This is a genomic window from Streptomyces sp. GSL17-111 (assembly GCF_037911585.1).
Taxonomy (GTDB): domain Bacteria; phylum Actinomycetota; class Actinomycetes; order Streptomycetales; family Streptomycetaceae; genus Streptomyces.
In genome coordinates this window covers 228,677-242,488 of record NZ_JBAJNS010000001.1, presented here as the reverse complement: position 1 = coordinate 242,488, position 13,812 = coordinate 228,677, and the positions used below count along the sequence as shown (strand labels likewise).

The following is a 13,812-nucleotide window of genomic DNA, read 5'->3' as shown; positions in this document are numbered from 1 at the left end:
GTCACGATTTCGCCCCGCATTCACCCCGGGGGGCTGCGCAGCGTGGTGTTCCGGCCCGATCCTGGGACGTCAGGGCCGCCGGGACATCGGGGGAACCGCACATGGCTGACGTACCGCACATGCGCAAACCGGGCGCTCCACCGCAGCGCGGCCCGGCCGCCGTGCCGTCACTGGAACTCCTGGTGCACGGAGTCGGCGGCGCCACGCCCCAGGCGATGCTCGACGACCCCCGGACGGTCCGGGTCACCGGGGACGACACCGCCGGCATCCACCGTCGGGCGGACGACGCGCAGGCCGAGGACCACCCCGCCCGGTACGGCGGACGGCCGGTCCGCGAGGCGTACTGCTGGGCCGGACTCACCTCCGGCAACGGAGCCCGCGCGCTGTGGCTCGTCCTGCTGCCCTTCATGATCGTCAACCTGGCGCACTGGATGCGTCCGGCGGCACCGGGCGACCATCCCGCACACCGCTGGTACGGGGTGCTGGTGCGGCTCATCGCGCTCTCCCTGACCGTGCTGCTCACCGCTGCCGCCGGCGAGGTCGCCCTCGATCTGGTCGCCTGGCAGTGTGCCGGAGCTGCCCGGTGCGCCGGTGACACCTCCTGGCTCACGTTCCTCGCCGAGGACAACGCCGGCTGGTGGAGCCTGCCCGGGCGCCGTCTCGTCGTCGCCGCGGTGGTGCCCCTCGCCCTCGTCGGGCTGCTGTGGTGGCTCGCGCGCCGTACCTGGGGGGCGTACGAGTCGGCGACGCCGCCGGCCGCCGAGGAACGCCGCCCGGGCAGCGTTCCTCGGCGGCCGGGCGGAGACGGAACGGCGGAGGAACAGCCGCTGAGTCTCCCGGGGTTCTGGTACGGCCGCCGCCTCGTGGCCCGGCTGCGCGCCGCGCACACGGCCGCCGCCCTCCTCACCGTCACGGCGGCCCTGCAGGCGGCAGCGGCGCAGTACGACGGCCCGCGCGGCGGTGCGCTCCGCGTCACCGGAGCCCTGCTGGCGATCGCCTGCGTGGCGCTGTGGACGCTGGTCTGCGTCGTGGTGGCCCGGCGCGGCCGCAGTGAGCGCCGCACCGACGACCGGCCGGAGACGCCCGCCGCCCGGCTGCTGCCCTGGGCCGCCCTCACCCTCCTGGTGCTGACGGCCGTGCACACCGGCTGGGACCGCCCCGGCTGGCGGGCCAGTGCCCAACTGCCCGGCACCGGCTACTTCGGCGTCTCCACCGTCGTCCAGGGCGTCCTCGTGCTGGCCCTGGCGTGCACCGCCCTCGTCCTGCACCGGCGCGCCCCCGCCGCGCACCGCAGCGCCCTGGGCGGCCTCGGCGGCCCCGCCGTGGCCCTGCTCGCGTGTGCGCTGGGCGGGCTCCTGACCGGCGGTGTGGCCCAGCGGGCGGCCGAGACCCTCGCCCCCGGCTCGTCCGCGGCGCTCCCCGATGCCCGGATCGCCGGCCCGCCCGTGGTGCTCACGTGGCAGGCGGCCGTGATTCCGGTGGTGGTCCTGGCCGTCGCCGTCTTCGCGGCGATCTGCGCCGTGCGGGTGTGGCGGCTCGGCCGACGACTCGTCCCGGACGTCGCCCACGGCTACCCCGACGAGGACACCGACATGCCCGCGCGCAGGGCCCGTATCGCGTCCGCCATCGCCCGCGCCGGGCTCACCGACGAGGCTCCCGTCCTCGTCGGTACCGTCGCGGCCCTCACCGCCCTGCTCGGGGCCGGCGCGGTGGCCGGAGCACTCGTCAGCGGCCACGCGCCCGAGCACGCCGTGGACGGCGCACCACCGCCCGTCGCGGCGGCCGCCGATCTCGCCCAGGGCCTCGGATCCTGGCTGATGGGCGGGCTGGTCCTGGTCCTCGTCGCCCTGGGCCGCCGCGCCTACCGGGACGCCGGGGCCCGGCGGAGCGTGGGCATCCTCTGGGACGTCGGCACCTTCTGGCCCCGCGCCGCCCACCCCTTCGCGCCCCCCTGCTACGCCGAGCGCGCCGTACCCGACCTCACCTGGCGCATGTGCACCTGGACCCGGCTCACCAAGGGGCGCCTGGTCATCTCCGGTCACTCGCAGGGAAGCGTGCTGGCGGCCGCGGCCGTGTGGCAACTCGACCCGGCGACCCGGGGCCAGGTCGCCCTGCTGACCTACGGCTCGCCGCTGGAGCGGCTCTACGGGCGCTGGTTCCCCGCCTGGTTCGGCCCCGGTCCCCTCGGTGCGCTCTCCGGGCAGGTGGACCACTGGCGCAACCTGTGGCGGCTCACCGACCCCATCGGGGGCCCCGTGAAGGTGCCCGGCGTCGACCGGGGGCCGCTGCCCGACCCGCGGACCTTCGGGCGCACCCTGCGCGATCCGCTCCTCGCGCCCGTCCTGGGGCACGGCGACTACCACCTGGACCCGAGTTTCGTGGCGGAGCGGGCCGCGCTGCTGGCCGGGCTCGGGACCCGGCCCGGCGCACCGGAGCCCGGTGCCTGCGGCCGGTCGGTACCGCCGGCGCCCCGGACGCCTCGCGCCCGGATCGGGCCCGGCGGTCCCACGCCGCCTCCCCGCGCGGCCCTCCCGGATCCCGCGCCCTCCGAGGGCCGTGGCTCCGGGGGCGGCGCGGCGGAGGGAGTGCCACCGCAACAGCACACCGCGGCCGGGGGCCCGGGGGACTCGGGGCGCCGCAGGGAGGTGCGGGCCCTGGCGCGCGGCGGGCCCGGGCTGGCGCTCATCGCCCTCGTCGCGCTCGCCACGGCGGCGGCGCTGGGGTCGCTGCCCGCCGCCCGCACCCCCGGTGGCGCCACGGTGCTCATGGTCGCCGCCGGCGGCGCAGCGGCTCTCGCGGTCGGCACGGGGGCCGCCGCCCTCCTGCGGGCGGCGGGACTGCTGTCACGGGTCCGCACCGGGCTGCTGCCCGCCCGTCCCCGGCGCTCCGACACCGTACCGCCGACCGCCGGGCACGACGAACCGTCACCGGCCCGAGCGGGGCGGCAGGAGGGCGATCCGGCTCAGGGCAGCGCCGGGAGGTCCTCGGCGTAGAGCAGGGTCAACTCCTCGGTACTGGGATCGGCCAGTCCCGCGACACGGCCGGCGTGCCGCTCGACCATCGCTTCGAACGTCTGCCGCGCGGTGCGGCCGTTGCCGAACGACGGTCCGCGCGGGAGCGTGTCGAAGTACTTCAGCAGGGCGTCCGGCGTGCCTTCGGCCAGGTGGTACTCGTGCTCGTCGGCCTGCTGCTCCACGATGTGCAGCAGGTCGTCGGCCGAGTAGTCCCCGAAGGTGATGGTGCGGGAGAACCGGGAGGCGACTCCGGGATTGACCGCCAGGAAGCGCTCCATCTCCGTCGTGTACCCGGCGACGATCACCACGACCTCGTCGCGGTGGTCCTCCATGAGCTTGACCAGTGTGTCGATGGCCTCCCGGCCGAAGTCCCGCCCGGAGTCCTCGGGGGAGAGGGCGTACGCCTCGTCGATGAACAGCACGCCCCCTCGGGCCCGTTCGAAGGCCTCCTGGGTGCGCTGGGCCGTGGAGCCGATGTGCTCACCGACGAGGTCCACGCGCGACACCTCCACCAGGTGCCCGCGCTGCAGCACCTCCAGCGCGTGCAGGATCTCGCCGTACAGCCGTGCCACCGTCGTCTTGCCCGTGCCGGGGGAGCCGGTGAAGACCAGGTGCCGGCGGACCGAGGCGGCCTTGAGGCCCGCCCGCTGACGGCGCCGCCCGACCTCGATCATGTCGGTGAGGGCCCGCACCTCCCGCTTCACGCTCTCCAGACCGACCAGGGCGTCGAGTTCGGCCAGCACTTCCTCGGCGGGCCGCGCGGCCGTCGCCGCCTCCTCGGTGTCGCCGCCCGTCGTGGACCCCGACTGCCGTGCCGGTGCCGGTGCCGGTGCCGGTGGCCGGGCGGTCGGCTGCGGCAGCGGGGCCAGCAGCCCTCCGGCCCCGCCGGCGGCGGGCACCGACTCCGCGGCGGCGGGGGCGGCCGACTCGTCGCTGCCGCAGTCCTCGGCGACCGGGCCGTCCTCGGCGAACTCGTACCCGCCGCGCGCGCAGCGCTCGGTGCGGCACCGGCGCAGCACCGCCCGGCAGCCGTCGATCACGTGGAAGCCGTAACCGCGCGAGCCGGTCACGCGGCACTGGGTGAACGTGCCGCGCCCCTCGGCGGAGACGTAGAAGCCGGCTTCGGCCGGGCCCGTCACCGTGCAGCGCTCGACGACGGGGTCGGCGCCCTTGGTGACGATGACGCCGGTGGCCGCTCCGTCGATCGTGCAGCCCGAGAGCGTGCCGCCGCTGCCGTGGTCACGGAACCACGCGCCGGTGGCCGCCTCACGTATGCGGCAGTCGTCCAGCTCCACGGTGGCGCCGTCGCTCACCGACACGGCGGTGCCGCGCACCTGCGTCAGGTCGCTGTCGACGACGTCCGCGCGCGAGCCCCGGTCCAGGACGAACAGGGCGTCCGGGACGGAGTGCACGCGGCAGGTGTCGAGGACGGCGGTGGCGCCGTCGCTGACCCACACCGCCGGGTAGTCCCCGGTGCTCTCGTGGATCTCGCAGCGGTTGGCGTCCACCCGCGTGCCCGGATCCCACACGGACAGGCCGTTGCGGCCGAAGCGGCGGACGGTGGAGCGGACGAGTGTGAGCACGGACCGGGAACGCAGGTCGACGGCGTTCTCGGGGACGTCGTGGATGTCGCAGTCGGTGAGGGTGAGCACGGCGTCGGTGTCCAGGGTCACGCCGTCGGAGGTGGTCCGGTGCACATGGCAGTCCGTCAGCTGCCCGAGCGCACGGGCCGTCACGTGCACACCGCTGCCCCGCACCTCGTAGAACTCGCAGCCGACCGCCTCCACGGCCGTGCCCTCGCCCGTCAGTTCCAGGCCCGCTCCCCCCGTGTGGTGGACGCGGCACCGGTCCAGCCGGGGGTGGGCTCCGTCCCGGGCGGCGAAACCGGACCGACCGGCCGCCACCACCTCGCAGTCCTCGAACAGCCCGCCCGCGCTGCCGGACAGATCGAACCCGGCGCCCGCGGGGTTGTCCACGACGCAGCGCCGCACGGTCGGGCGGGCGCCGCCGCGGACCTCGACACCGGCCGCCGACCGCGTGACCACCCGCAGCCCGGACAGTTCGGGCGTGCCGTCCTCGACCAACAGGGCCGGAGCCGCCTGGTCCTGGCCCTCGATCTGGAGGTCCCGCACGACGGCGGCCGAGCGTATCGTCAGCGGGACGCCGTCGGGCGGACTGATCCGCACGGAGCCCGCGCCCGCGCGCTCCGGACCGCGCAGGGTGACGGCCCGGTCGACGAGGAGGTTCTCCCGGTAGGTGCCGGGCGCGACGGTCAGCACGTCGCCGTCCCCGGCGGCCTCGAGCGCGGCGGCCAGCGAGGAGTAGTCCCCGGTGCGGCGTCGCCATCGCGACGTGCTGGTGTACGTCACCTGGACCGAGCCGTGCGCCATAGGACCGTCGTGCCCCAAACCTCGTGCGATACGTGCGAGAACACGCCGTCCACCCGGGCGGACGGCGATCGGAGCCGCCCCACGCGGGCGGCGGTGCACCACGGTAGCGCGTACGGCCGGAGACCTGTCACACGTTCCCCCCGGTAGCGGTGGAGGCCCCGGTCCCGGCCGCCCGGCACGGGACGGGCGCGGCCCGGGGGACGTACGCCCAGGACTGATCCCCCGGGTGCGCCGTGTGCGCCCCCTGTGCCACCGCCTCCCGACGGCACGGCAGTTGGCTGCCGCAGGGCAGGCCGTCACAGGGCGTCACCATCCTGGGTTTCGTAGTGACGCATGGTGGATATGCGCGTGAATTTCGCGGCTCAATACCCCTGCCGACCGGTGCGCATTCACTGCACCCGCGCTTCTTTTGAGTGATTGCCGCTCGTCTCGCGGGCTGGTTAGTTTCATCGCGCACGGCGGGCGGAATCAGCCCGCGTTCCACAGTGATAGGTGGTGTCCTGCGTGACGACTTCGGTCGATCCGATCGAGATGCATTCCGGCGGCAACGGCTCCGGTGCGCGGCAGAGCCTCGCTCCGGCGGCGGCGCGGCAGCTGGCGACCACGACCAAGACGCCGCCGCAGATGCAGTCCATCACCTCGCGCTGGCTGCTGCGGGTCCTGCCGTGGGTGCAGGTGTCGGGCGGCACCTTCCGGGTCAACCGCCGACTCACCCACACCCTGGGCGACGGCCGGGTGGAGTTCACCACCACCGGCGCCGAGGTGGCCGTCATCCCCGACGAGCTGCGGGAGTTGCCGCCGCTGCGCGGATTCACCGACTCCGAGGTCCTGGCCCAGCTCGCCGGCCGATGCGTGCAGCGCGACTTCGGGCCGGACGAGGTCGTCGTCGAGGCCGGAAGCCCGGTCGAACACATCGTCCTGATCGCCCACGGCAAGCTGCGCAAGCTGCGCAGCGGACTGTACGACGAGGAGTCGGAGCTCGGCGTCCTGGCCGGGGGCGACCACGCCGGTTCCCACCAGGTCACCGCCGAGTCGCCGGGCACGTGGGACTTCACCCTCCGCTCGCTCACCAGCGGCACCGTCCTGCTGCTGCCGCGCGAGGCCGTCGGCGAGACCGCGGACCGGGCCCCCGCCCTGCGCGAGCACCTCGCCGCGTTCCGCAGCGACGCACCCGGGCGGCACAACGCCGAGGGGGAGAGGGCCATCGAACTGGCCGCCGGTCACGAGGGGGAGCCGGAGCTGCCGGGCACGTTCGTCGACTACGACTCCGCGCCGCGGGAGTACGAGCTGAGCGTGGCGCAGACGGTGCTGCGGGTGCACAGCCGCGTCGCCGACCTCTACAACGAGCCGATGAACCAGGTGGAGGAGCAGCTCCGGCTCACCGTGCAGGCCCTGCGGGAGCGGCAGGAGCACGAGATGGTCAACAACCGGGCCTTCGGGTTGCTCCACAACGCCGACCTCGGCCAGCGCGTGCACACCCGCACCGGGCCGCCCACCCCGGAGGACATGGACGAGCTGCTCGCGACGGTCTGGAAGGACCCGGGCGTCATCCTCGCCCACCCCAGGGCCATCGCCGCCTTCGGGCGCGAGTGCAGCCGCCGCGGCCTGTACCCGGGGACCGTGGACATGCGGGGCCACCAGGTCCCCGCCTGGCGCGGCGTACCCGTGCTGCCCTGCAACAAGATCCCGGTCACCGCGCAGGGCACCAGCTCCATCCTGGCCATGCGCACCGGCGAAAAGGCACAGGGTGTCGTCGGGCTGCACCGGGCGGGAATTCCCGACGAGATCGAGCCCAGCCTTTCCGCCCGTTTCATGGGTATCAACGAAAAGGCCGTCATCTCCTATCTCGTCAGCGCCTATTTCTCCGCGGCGGTTCTCGTTCCCGACGCGCTCGGAATTCTCCAGGACGTCGAGGTCGGGCACTGACCGTGTCCGGACGTGACGCACCCGACCACCCGCGAACGAAGGCCGACACGGAATGACGACGACCGACACGACGAACCCGATGAGTCTGGCCACCGCGGCGGCGCGGCAGCTGGCGACCACGACCAAGACGCCCCCGCAGATGCAGTCCATCTCCTCGCGGTGGCTGCTGAAGATCCTCCCCTGGGTGCAGGTGTCCGCCGGCACCTACCGGGTGAACCGGCGTCTGTGCCACACCCTCGGCAACGGGCGGATGGAGTTCCTGATCACGGGACGGGAGGCGCGGGTCATCCCCGCCGAGCTCACCGAGATGCCGGCCCTGTCCGGTTTCGAGGGCGACGAGCTGACCGCCCTGGCCGACCGCTGCGTCCAGCGGGAGTACAGCCCGGGGGAGTTGCTGGCCGAGCAGAACCAGCCGGTGGAGGAGGTGCTGCTCATCGTCCACGGCAAGGTCGGCAAGGTGGCGGTGGGCGCCTACGACGCCGACAGCGACCTGGGACGGCTGGCCGACGGTGAGTGGGCGGGGGACCACGCGCTGGCCGCCGACCCCGGCACCTGGGACCACAGCCTGCGCGCCCTCACCCGGTGCACCGTGCTGGCCCTGCCGCTGGGGGAGTTCCGCGGCGTCGTCGACGGGTCGCCCGCGCTGCGCGAGCACCTGGATCGCCGGTCGCGACCGGCGATCCCCAAACAGAACAAGCGGGGTGAGGCCGAGATCGAGCTGGCGTCCGGCCACGAGGGGGAGCCGGAGCTGCCGGGCACGTTCGTGGACTACGAGATCGCGCCGCGGGAGTACGAGTTGAGCGTGGCGCAGACGGTGCTGCGGGTGCACAGCCGCGTCGCCGATCTCTACAACGAGCCGATGGACCAGGTCGCCGAGCAACTGCGGCTCACGGTCCAGGCGTTGCGTGAGCGGCAGGAGCACGAGCTCGTCAACAACCGGGACTTCGGGCTGCTCCACAACGCCGACCCGCGCCAGCGCCTGCCCACGTGCTCGGGGCCGCCCACGCCGGACGACCTCGACGAACTGATCTCGCGGCGCCGCAAGACCCAGTTCCTCCTGGCCCACCCCCGGGCCATCGCGGCGATCGGTCAGGAGTGCACGGCCCGGGGCCTGTACCCGGGGGAGACCGAACTCCACGGCAGCACCGTACGCGCATGGCGCGGCATTCCGGTCCTGCCGTGCAACAAGATCCCCATCACCCCCGAGAACACCACCTCCGTCCTGGCCCTGCGCGTCGGCCAGGAGAACCAGGGCGTCGTCGGCCTGCACCAGAGCGGCATTCCGGACGAACTGGAGCCCAGCCTCAACGCCCGTTTCATGGGCGTGAGCGACAAGGCGGTGATCTCCTACCTCGTCAGCGCCTACTTCTCGGCCGCGGTCCTCGTCCCGGACGCCCTCGGCATCCTGGAGGACGTCCAGCTCTGACCGACGCGTGCGGTGGCCCGGCTCCCGCCGCGGCCACCGCACGCGTGCTCAGCGCTCCGCCGCCCCGCCCGGCCACCGCCAGCCCGTGACCTCCGGCAGGTCCGTCCCGTGCTCGCGGACCCAGGCGTGGTGGCGGTGGCGCACGTCCGCCATGGCCTGCCGCACGCCGGCCGCGCGGCCCGCGAGCCCCGGCACGCGGTCGATGACGTCCATCACCAGCCGGTACCGGTCCAGGCCGTTGCGCACGACCATGTCGAACGGCGTGGTGGTCGCCCCCGACTCACGGTAGCCGTGCACGTGGAAGCGGTCGTCGGCGCGCCTCCCGTGCAGGAGCCGGTGGATGAGCCACGGGTACCCGTGGTAGGCGAAGACCACCGGCCGGGTGTCGGTGAACAGGGCGCGGAACGCGGCGTCCGTCATCCCGTGCGGATGCCGTTCGGCGGGAACGAGCCGCGCGAGGTCGACGACGTTGACCACCCGCACCGACAGCTCCGGCAGCCACCCGCGCAGCAGTGCGGCGGCGGCCATCGTCTCCTCGGTCGGGACGTCCCCGGCGCACGCCAGGACGACGTCCGGTTCCCGCTCGCCCGTCTCGGTGCCCGCCCACTCCCAGATCCCCGCGCCGCGCGCGCAGTGCTCGCGCGCCTCGGTGGGGTCGAGCCAGTCGAAGCACGGCTGCTTGCCCGCCACGACGACGTTCACCACGTCCGTGGTGCGCAGCACGTGGTCGAAGACGCAGAGCAGGGTGTTGGCGTCCGGTGGCAGGTAGGCCCGCACCACCTCCGGGCTCTTGTTGAGGACGTGGTCCACGAAGCCGGGGTCCTGATGGGAGAAGCCGTTGTGGTCCTGCCGCCACACGTGCGACGTGAGCAGGTAGGTCAGCCCGGAGACGGGGGAGCGCCACGGCACCTCGCGGGCGCTCTGCAGCCATTTCGCGTACTGCGTGGCCATGTCGGCCACGATCCCGGCGAACGCCTCGTAGCTCGCGAAGACGCCGTGCCGCCCGGTGAGCAGGTAGCCCTCCAACCAGCCCTGGCACAGGTGCTCCGAGAGGACCTCCATCGCGCGGCCGTGTCGGCCGAGGTGCTCGTCCGTCTCCCGAAGGCCGCCCTGCCAGGCGCGCGGCGTCGCGTCGTAGACGGCACCGAGCCGGTTGGAGTCCAGTTCGTCCGGGGACAGGACGCGGAAGTCCCTGCGCTCGGCGGTGGAGTCCAGGATGTGACGCAGCAGGCCGCCGAGCACCCTGGTCGGCTCGTGGCGGGACCGGCCGCGCTCCTCGGCGGGCACGGCGTAGGCCGACGGGTCCGGCAGCGGCAGCGAGCGCCGCAGCCGGCCCCCGTCGGCGTACGGTGTCGCGCCGAGCCGCAGGTCGCCCGGTGGCACCCAGGCCAGCACCTCGGGCCGGGGGCGGCCGCCGGTGTCGAAGAGCTCGGCGGGCCGGTAGGAGCGCAGCCACGCGTCGAGCGCCCGCAGGTGTGCCGGGTTCTCCCGCACCGCCGACAGCGGGATCTGGTGGGACCGCCAGGTGTCCTCGACCCGGATGCCGTCCACGGTGTCCGGCCCGGTCCAGCCCTTGGGCGTGCGCAGCACGATCGCCGGCCAGCGCGGCCGGGCGGTGACGCCGCCTCGTCGCGCGGCCCGTTGGTGGGCGGCGATCCGGTCCGCGGCGGTGTCCAGGGCCTCCGCGAGGGCCCGGTGGACGTCGGACGGAACGCTGTCCGGCGTCGCGGTGACGAACAGCGGTTCGTGCCCGTAGCCGCGCAGCAGGTCCCGCAGCTCCTCCTCGGGGATGCGGGACAGCACGGTGGGCCCGGCGATCTTGTAGCCGTTCAGGTGCAGGACCGGCAGCACCGCGCCGTCGTGCACCGGGTCGAGGAACTTGTTGGCGTGCCAGGAGGCCGCGAGGGGCCCCGTCTCCGCCTCGCCGTCGCCGATGACGCAGACGGCGAGCAGGTCGGGATGGTCGTAGGCGGCACCGTAGGCGTGCGAGAGGCAGTGCCCCAGCTCTCCACCCTCCTGGAGCGAGCCCGGGACGGCGGGGCCGGTGTGGCTGCCGAGGCCGCCGGGGTGGGAGAACCGGCGGAACAGGTGCGCCATGCCGTCGCCGTCCCGGGCGGCGTCCGGGTCCCGTTCGCCGAGGGTCCCGTCGAGCCAGGCACCCGCCAGGACTCCCGCCGCCCCGTGGCCCGGCCCCCACACGCACAGCGTCCGCTGCTCGCGCTCGCTGATCAGCCGGTTGAGGTGGGTGTACACCAGGGTCAGACCGGGACACGTGCCCCAGTGCCCGAGGAGTCGCGCTTTGACGTGTTCGGGGCGCAGGTCTCCCCGCAGCAGCGGGTTGGCCCTGAGGTGCAGCTGCCCGGCCGCGAGGTAGTTCGCTGCGCGCCAGTGCGCATCGAGCTGCTCGCAAGCGCGTTCGGTGAGACGATGGGTGTCTGTCATGGGCCCTCCGGCGAAGGGGTGTGCGTCACGGCGGTTCCGGGGCGGGTTACCGCGCTGCTCCGGCCCACACACCCGCCTCCGCGCGAGCCCCGGCCGGGGCAGGCCCGGCCAGGCGCAGGTCCGGCGAGGCGAGGAGGCCCAGCGATGCGGACCATGACCGGACTGCTCGGCTCACTGCCGCCGGGCCACAGCGAACGGCTCCGTGCCCTCGGGCGCCCCGTCTCCTTCCCGGCCGGGGCACGCCTCTTCGAGGAGGGGGCCAAGGCCGACCGGTTCTGGATCATCCACACCGGGTCGGTCACCCTCGACCAGCACATTCCCGGCCGGCGTCCGCAGGCGGTGGAGACCGTCGGGCACGGTGAGCTGCTGGGCTGGTCCTGGCTCTTCCGCCCGTACACCTGGCACATGGGCGGGGAGGCGGGCAGCCCGGTGCGCGCCCTGGAGTTCGACGCGGCCGAGGTGCGCGGCCTGTGTCAGGAGGACCACGAACTGGGCTACGCGCTGGCGCTGGCCGTCGGTGAGATCATCTCGCACCGCCTCCAACGCTCGCGTGCCCGCCTTCTGGAGGCCTTCGGGCCGTACGGCCCGGGGTGATCCGCCCGACCGCGCTCCCCGGCTCGACCGGGCCCCCGCCCCGCAGTCCGGTCACACGTTCGACGTGGTGATTGAATGGTGAAGTTCGTTGCCGACGCCGGGCGGACCGCACCACGACGGGCTGTGTGCTGATTCCATGGCTGGCCCTGGAGAGCGGCGCCGACCCCGCCGAGCGGGCCCGGGCCGTCCGCCGGGCGCACGAGACCTTCCTCGCCGACGGCACCGTCTCCGCGCCCGTCCGGCACGTGTTCGCCGACTCCTGGCGGCGCTGCGCCGGCGCGGGCGTCGCGCCGGACGGCATCGCCCGCGTCGTCCTCACCGAGGGGGACCTCGCCGCACACCGTGCGGCGCACCCCCTGGCCCCCGTTCTCCCCCTCCTGCGCGAACTGCTCCGCACGCGCTGGCCCTCGTCCGGGCGACCGCGCGGGCCGCCGAGGGGTTCCTCGCCGCGCGGGCCCCGACGGTCCGCCGCCACAACCTCCGCGTCCTCGGCCGCGACGAGGCGCTCCTGTCCCGCTCCGCCGCCGGACCGCTCCGCCTCGGCCGCCGGCACAGCGAGATCGTGACGCTGCTGACCACCCACCCGGAAGGGCTCACCGGGGTGCGGCTGGCCGTGGAGCTGTACGGGGAACGCGACATCAACCCCGTCACGCTGCGCGCCGAACTCTCCCGGCTCCGCCAGCTGCTGGGCGACGACCTGCGCTCCCGCCCCTACCGGTTGCGCACCACCCCGGCCACCGACCTGGACGACGTCGACGACGCGCTGCGCGCCCACGACCTGACCGGCGCCCTCGCGGCCTGCCGCGGCCCGGTGCTGCCCCGCTCCGAGGCACCCGGCATCGCCCGGGTACGGCAGCGTACGGAGCACCGGTTGCGGCACGCCCTGCTCCTTCACCGCGACGCGGGAGCGCTCACCGAGTGGGTGAGCAGCCCCCACGGCGAGGAGGACCTGGCTGCCTGGGAAGCCCTCCTCACCGTCTCCCCGGCGGCGGGGCGGGGGGTGCCGGCCGCCCGGGTCGAGGCCCTGCGCGCGGCCTACGGGCTGCCGGGGCGAGGGGCCGAGCCCGGCGCAACCTCACCGCAACGTGCCGGAGGGTAGCGTCCGCGACGCGGCGGGCGGGCGGAACCGGAGCTCCTCGGACCGCGCCTCAGCCGAGGACGCGCAGTTCGTCCCCGCGGCGCACCGTGCCCGTGGTCCGCGGGACCAGGTTCTGGCCGAAGACCAGCCGGTCCCCCGACCGACGGTGGCGGGCCAGGGTGCGCAGCGGCTCCTTGCCCCGCTCGCCCGTCGCCTGGTCCGTGGTGGTCACGATGCATCTCCCGCTCGGCCTGACCACCTCGAACTCCACGTCCCCCACCCGCAGGCGCCGCCAGCCGTCCTCGGCCCAGGGGGCCGTGCCCCCGACGACGAGATTGGGCCGGAAGCGGTCCATGGGCAGCGGGCCCTCGCCCGCGTGGTCCCCCTCGGCGATCAGCGAGTTGAGTGCGGCAAGCGAGGACTCGGCGGTCAGCAGCAGCGGATAGGCGTCGGCGAAGCTCACGGTGTCCTCCGGGCGGCCGAACCGGGGATCGACCGACCGGTCCCGTTCCGGCGCCGCCATCCGCACGAGCCGTACCGGCGCGCCGACGTACCGGGACAGCCACGCGTCGGCCCGCGCGCCGGCGCTTCCGGCCCGCACCGCGTCCCCGAAGACCCGCACGTCCAGCATCTCTTCGGCTGGCCCCGGCGCGTCCACCGTGAGCCGCGGCATCCCGGGAGCGCCCAGGGACAGCCCGCCGTCCGCGCGCCCCCGCGCCACGACGAGGGCGAGACGGGGTACATCCCGCTGCGTCAGCTGACGGCCCTCCCGCACCACCATCCAGCGGCGGTCACCGGCCAGCCCCCACGGTTCGACCTCGGCTTCCCGTGGGGCGGTACCGGCCAGCGACTTCACCGGATAGACGTGCAGCGCGGTCAGTGTCGGCGTCGGCATGGTGTCATCGTGCCATCCGCCTCGGACAACGGGCCGCGCAGGCAGGG

8 protein-coding genes and 1 pseudogene are annotated in these 13,812 nt (G+C 74.6%); 6 read left to right on the top strand and 3 right to left on the bottom strand.

Annotated elements, in window-relative coordinates:
* Positions 1-119: 119 nt before the first annotated feature.
* Positions 120-2,456, top strand: a pseudogene (locus tag V6D49_RS01115) (hypothetical protein); the annotation flags it as partial.
* A 506-nt stretch (positions 2,457-2,962) separates the two neighbouring features.
* Here V6D49_RS01115 and V6D49_RS01110 read toward each other — a convergent pair.
* The gene (locus V6D49_RS01110) at positions 2,963-5,404 is read right to left on the bottom strand and encodes a right-handed parallel beta-helix repeat-containing protein (RefSeq protein WP_340556262.1); all 2,442 of its coding nucleotides are present in this window, start codon (positions 5,402-5,404) and stop codon (positions 2,963-2,965) included.
* 504 nt (positions 5,405-5,908) lie between these two features.
* On the opposite strand from V6D49_RS01110, the gene V6D49_RS01105 reads away from it, so the two are divergent.
* Together V6D49_RS01105 and V6D49_RS01100 are read left to right on the top strand one after the other, a co-directional pair.
* Complete coding sequence (locus tag V6D49_RS01105; protein WP_445330447.1) at positions 5,909-7,330, top strand: family 2B encapsulin nanocompartment shell protein; 1,422 nt, start codon at positions 5,909-5,911, stop codon at positions 7,328-7,330.
* 52 nt (positions 7,331-7,382) lie between these two features.
* A complete protein-coding gene (locus tag V6D49_RS01100) occupies positions 7,383-8,756 on the top strand; it encodes a family 2B encapsulin nanocompartment shell protein (RefSeq protein ID WP_340556260.1) in 1,374 nt (457 codons plus the stop codon).
* A 48-nt stretch (positions 8,757-8,804) separates the two neighbouring features.
* Here the strand turns inward: V6D49_RS01100 and V6D49_RS01095 are convergent, their stop codons facing one another.
* Positions 8,805-11,198, bottom strand: a complete 2,394-nt coding sequence (locus V6D49_RS01095; protein WP_340556259.1) for a phosphoketolase family protein — start codon at positions 11,196-11,198, stop codon at positions 8,805-8,807.
* A 144-nt stretch (positions 11,199-11,342) separates the two neighbouring features.
* Between V6D49_RS01095 and V6D49_RS01090 the strand changes: the two genes are divergently transcribed.
* The 3 genes from V6D49_RS01090 (at position 11,343) to V6D49_RS01080 (ending at position 12,891) form a co-directional block, all read left to right on the top strand.
* Positions 11,343-11,792: a Crp/Fnr family transcriptional regulator gene (locus V6D49_RS01090; protein WP_340556258.1), complete on the top strand. Its 450-nt coding sequence runs from the start codon at positions 11,343-11,345 to the stop codon at positions 11,790-11,792.
* Between the two features lie 125 nt (positions 11,793-11,917).
* Positions 11,918-12,358, top strand: coding sequence for a hypothetical protein (locus V6D49_RS01085; protein ID WP_340556256.1), 441 nt, complete (start codon positions 11,918-11,920; stop codon positions 12,356-12,358).
* Positions 12,355-12,891 (top strand): hypothetical protein, encoded by a 537-nt coding sequence (locus tag V6D49_RS01080; protein WP_340556254.1) that lies wholly within the window; start codon positions 12,355-12,357, stop codon positions 12,889-12,891. The genes V6D49_RS01085 and V6D49_RS01080 overlap by 4 nt, the downstream gene beginning before the upstream one ends.
* A 49-nt stretch (positions 12,892-12,940) precedes the next feature.
* Here V6D49_RS01080 and V6D49_RS01075 read toward each other — a convergent pair whose 3' ends face one another.
* Positions 12,941-13,765 (bottom strand): MOSC domain-containing protein, encoded by an 825-nt coding sequence (locus tag V6D49_RS01075; RefSeq protein WP_340556252.1) that lies wholly within the window; start codon positions 13,763-13,765, stop codon positions 12,941-12,943.
* Positions 13,766-13,812 lie beyond the last annotated feature (47 nt).

Coding starts and splice junctions, on each gene's coding strand:
- V6D49_RS01110 (WP_340556262.1), bottom strand. CDS start 5,404: ATGGCGCACGGCTCGGTCCAGGTGACGTACACCAGCACGTCGCGATGG.
- V6D49_RS01100 (WP_340556260.1), top strand. CDS start 7,383: ATGACGACGACCGACACGACGAACCCGATGAGTCTGGCCACCGCGGCG.
- V6D49_RS01095 (WP_340556259.1), bottom strand. CDS start 11,198: ATGACAGACACCCATCGTCTCACCGAACGCGCTTGCGAGCAGCTCGAT.
- V6D49_RS01090 (WP_340556258.1), top strand. CDS start 11,343: ATGCGGACCATGACCGGACTGCTCGGCTCACTGCCGCCGGGCCACAGC.
- V6D49_RS01075 (WP_340556252.1), bottom strand. CDS start 13,765: ATGCCGACGCCGACACTGACCGCGCTGCACGTCTATCCGGTGAAGTCG.